1 rRNA gene is annotated in these 574 nt (G+C 58.5%); it reads right to left on the reverse strand.

What is annotated here, in order from left to right:
• Positions 1-421: 421 nt before the first annotated feature.
• A 5S ribosomal RNA gene (rrf, locus tag O3656_RS10240) occupies positions 422-538 on the reverse strand.
• Between the last annotated feature and the right edge of the window lie 36 nt (positions 539-574).

Raw genomic sequence — 574 nt, forward strand, 5'->3', positions numbered from 1 at the left:
CGATCATCACGGCCACCGAAATCACGACGATCATTGTCGCGGCGCTGGAAGTCACGGCGATCACCATCACGTCGATCATCACGGAAACCGCCACGACGATCATCACGCTGCTGGTAGCCACCACGACGGTCATCACGACGCTGGAAACCACCACGATCCCCACGGTCACCGCGATCTGACTGACGCTCACGCCACTGGGGCTCACGCTTCTGGTATCCACCACGGCCGAATTCGCCGCGTCCTCGAGTCTCTTCTGCCATGGTGTCTATCCTCTATTCCTGCGCCATTTGACGCTCTTGTCTCTGGTGCGCGATGCGCGTTCAACCACCCAATACTAGACGACGAGTGGGTGTGAAGCGGTAGTTAGCCACTAAAACGAGAGGGACGGCACGCTTTCGCGGCCGTCCCTCTCGAAGGTGTGTTGTGGCGGTGTCCTACTCTCCCACAACCTGGCGGTTGCAGTACCATTGGCGCTGCCGGGCTTAGCTTCCAGGTTCGGAATGTTGCTGGGCGTTTCCCCGGTGCTATGACCACCACAAGTATTGGTGTTCAACACTCTCCCACCGTGTTTGTT

It is taken from the genome of Pauljensenia sp. 27098_8_83, from assembly GCF_041432695.1.
GTDB lineage: Bacteria > Actinomycetota > Actinomycetes > Actinomycetales > Actinomycetaceae > Pauljensenia.